We start from the raw sequence: 3,055 nt of genomic DNA, 5'->3' as shown, positions 1-3,055 counted from the left end.
TAATTCTTGCTGCTTTTATTTTATATGTAACAATCTTGTTATCAAAAAATGTAACAGTTTGGTTATACTCATCCACAACAGCCTGTGGAAATCTCTTTTTTTATGTAACAGTTACGTTATCATTGTGGATAAGTTTTATTTTCTTTATATTATAGAAGAAACTTACAGTTCAAATTTTCTATGTAACAGTCATGTTATCCGAATGTAACAATTTAGTTATTTCTACTATTATATCTAATAATAATCTAATAATATATTTAAACTAATAATAGAAAAGCAAATTCTGTGGATTTCCTAAAAATAGATAACAACTCTGTTACACAAAATTTTATAACCAAACTGTTACAATCCTCCTAAATCAGAAGAAATAAGGGCATATCTTACATCATCTGCAAGAACAGGTGTAGGACTCTTAAACAAGGTAATTCCTGCTCCGGTTTTATCAATATCAACTTTTAATTCTGGATAATACTCTTTTTTTATTTCTCTTATTTGATCAATTATCCGGGAATAATTTACATTCGCAATTTTTGGATCAGAATCTTCTGCAACGGGCATAAACTGTTCAACAAGTTTATCTCTTGGTATAAAGACAGGTTTTTCTGCCATAAGTCCGTTATTTCTGTAAACAAGCCAGGCATAAATGTCTTTTCCAACCGGACTTGTAATATCTTTATAAACAGTATAGTTAATCGGAACTGCATGTGTCTGACAAAAAGCGGCAAAATTTGCAGAAAGAATAATTTTAAATTTTCCAACACGCTGACTTTTTGAAGACGGATCTATAATTTCTTGAAACTGAACGCCATCTGTAAAAAGAATTGTTCCTGTTGTCGTTGTTTTTACTTCGACCGGACCTTTTGGAATTTTTTCTCCAGGTTCATATAATTCTTTAAATAAACTTGCCTGAAGCTGAATTTCTTCTTTTTTCTCAAACGAAAATGTTGCTCTTGTAAAGCACGAGAGCTGCTCAAGAATGTCTTTTCCCCTTTGACGAGGAAGCTGCATTTCATTTAAAAGTTGCGACAAGGAATCAAATTCAACGATTACAGGCACATTTTTTTCTTTAGAAAGAACTGCATGCGTTGTAAAAACAGAAAGAATTAGCCGTCCATACTTTCCAAACGGAACATTTGTTGGAGAATTCAATATCAAAGAAATTCCATTGCTTGCTTTTCGTATAAACTCTGTTTTATTTATATTCTTAAAAGGCAAAGAAGCTGTCGTAAAAAAACTCGGAATATAACTTAAAACATTTTTTGTCTTTTGAGTTTCCAGTTGATTAAGGGATTCGAACAGTTCGTCCGCCGAATTATCAATTGGAATAAGGCTGTTTTCCCGGTTTATTTTTTTTCCCATTTTGATTTTTTTCCATCCGTTTTTTAGTTGCCGGTACTTGAAATTCCGCCTTTTGAAATTATGATTCTTCCGGCAGCAACTTCTTTTGAAAGATATTCAAAAGAAGACTCGATGTATTGAGTTATTGAAACTCCGCAGTTTGTGCAGAATTTTTTAATTTCTTCGCGGCGGCCTTCCGAAAGCCTTATGTTCATTACGTCGGCATATTTTCCTTTTTTAGGCTCAGCGGAAGTCTTGGAAACTGATGTTGCGGCAAGTTTTTCCGCAGGTTCTTCAGTTTTTTCTGTTTTTGTGAGGTTTGTTTTTATTTGATTTAAAAATTCTTGAGGTATTTTTTTTGTTGCGATCGGCATTTTTGTTCCTCCAATAAAAGTTTTGCCCTACACTGTTATTTTATCAAATCTGCAAGTTTTTTTAGAGCGTCGAGAGTTTCTTTTTTTCCTCCGCGCTGCTGAATTGTCTGTCTTTCAATTGTGGCATATTTAAAATCCTGATCGACAGGAACATAAACGACATTAAAATCTCCGGCGTTTAAACCTTCAGAAATAATATCTGTAAGCTTTATGCTTCTGTTGATTTCGTTAAGGACTATTGTTTCAAATTTGGGATTTTGGACGCGACGGCGTTTTTTATAACTGTCCAGGTTATCTTTGAAAATTTGAAGCCCGTCCTGAGAATATGCGTCTGCTTTTATAACAACAATAACTTCGTCAGACGCTGTCATAATGTCTTCTTCAAAGGCGTCGAATGCTGGAGATGTGTCAAAAATACAGTACTCAAAGCCGAGTTTTTCAACTTCATCGCAAAGGTCTACAAAGATATAAGGTTCTTTTTGAGCTTCGCTTGAGCGGTATGTTTTTAGTGAGCGGCTTCCTTTTCTGTCGATTGAATTTGTCGGAATTACAAAAAGATTTTCGACTGTTGTTGCTGATATGACCTGATCAATTGTAACATCGCCGTAAAGAGCCTCTGCAAGGTCGTGGTCAAAAGATTCCAGCAATGTTCCTGTGGAGTTTCCTTGAGGGTCCGCGTCTATAAGAAGAACTTTTTTTCCTTGCAAGGCAAGTTCCGCTGCCAACGAAAGACTAATTGTTGTTTTGCCTACTCCACCCTTTTGTATGGCAACCGCTATTTTTTTCATTTTTTTGCCTGTCTCCAAATTTTATGAATTTTTATATTTTTTAATATCTAATCATATTTTTTAGAAAAAAGCAAATAAAAAATCTAATAAATATTAGGTTTCTAAAATAAAAACTTAGAAAGATTAGATAAAAACTAATATAAAAGATTGATAAAAATATAATAAAAAATCTAATATAGTTTATAAAAAAGATTAGAAAGATTAGAAAATATCTAAACAGAAAAAAGACGTGCGAGGATTGCCGTAGAAGCGTTTGTTTTTTATTTTTGAGTAATTTGTCGTCTGAAAGAATTTGAAGCGGTTTTGAGGGCTTTTTAAGTTTTGAGGTTAAAAAAGGAAAAGATAAAAAAATTATTCGCTGGCAGATAACCAAACTGTTACATTTAAAACTGAAAAACTTTATGTAACAGTTTGGTTATCTATGAGAGTTTTTTGTTTTAAAGCGGTAGGGATTGGAGCAGCGCGGAGCGTTAGCGGATTTTCCGCGGAAAATCCGCTAATGCAGGCGAGAGCCGAAACTGCGCAAAGCCCGGCGGCAACTTGTTGCCGAACCGC

3 protein-coding genes are annotated in these 3,055 nt (G+C 34.0%); all 3 read right to left on the bottom strand.

The features are described 5' to 3' along the window. Positions 1-342: 342 nt before the first annotated feature. Genes B2X33_RS00470 through B2X33_RS00460 form a run of 3 tightly spaced genes read right to left on the bottom strand, consistent with a single transcriptional unit; the run spans position 343 to position 2,500 of the window. Positions 343-1,359: a replication protein RepA gene (locus B2X33_RS00470; RefSeq protein WP_296666676.1), complete on the bottom strand. Its 1,017-nt coding sequence runs from the start codon at positions 1,357-1,359 to the stop codon at positions 343-345. 23 nt (positions 1,360-1,382) lie between these two features. Further along, positions 1,383-1,712, bottom strand: a complete 330-nt coding sequence (locus tag B2X33_RS00465) for a hypothetical protein (protein WP_296666674.1) — start codon at positions 1,710-1,712, stop codon at positions 1,383-1,385. Between the two features lie 35 nt (positions 1,713-1,747). Next, positions 1,748-2,500: a ParA family protein gene (locus B2X33_RS00460; protein ID WP_296666672.1), complete on the bottom strand. Its 753-nt coding sequence runs from the start codon at positions 2,498-2,500 to the stop codon at positions 1,748-1,750. Between the last annotated feature and the right edge of the window lie 555 nt (positions 2,501-3,055).

Origin of the sequence: Treponema sp. UBA785 (assembly GCF_002297065.1) — a bacterium.
GTDB lineage: Bacteria > Spirochaetota > Spirochaetia > Treponematales > Treponemataceae > Treponema_D.
Note: the sequence above shows the minus strand (reverse complement) of the source record. Positions and strands in the feature narration are given on the sequence as shown.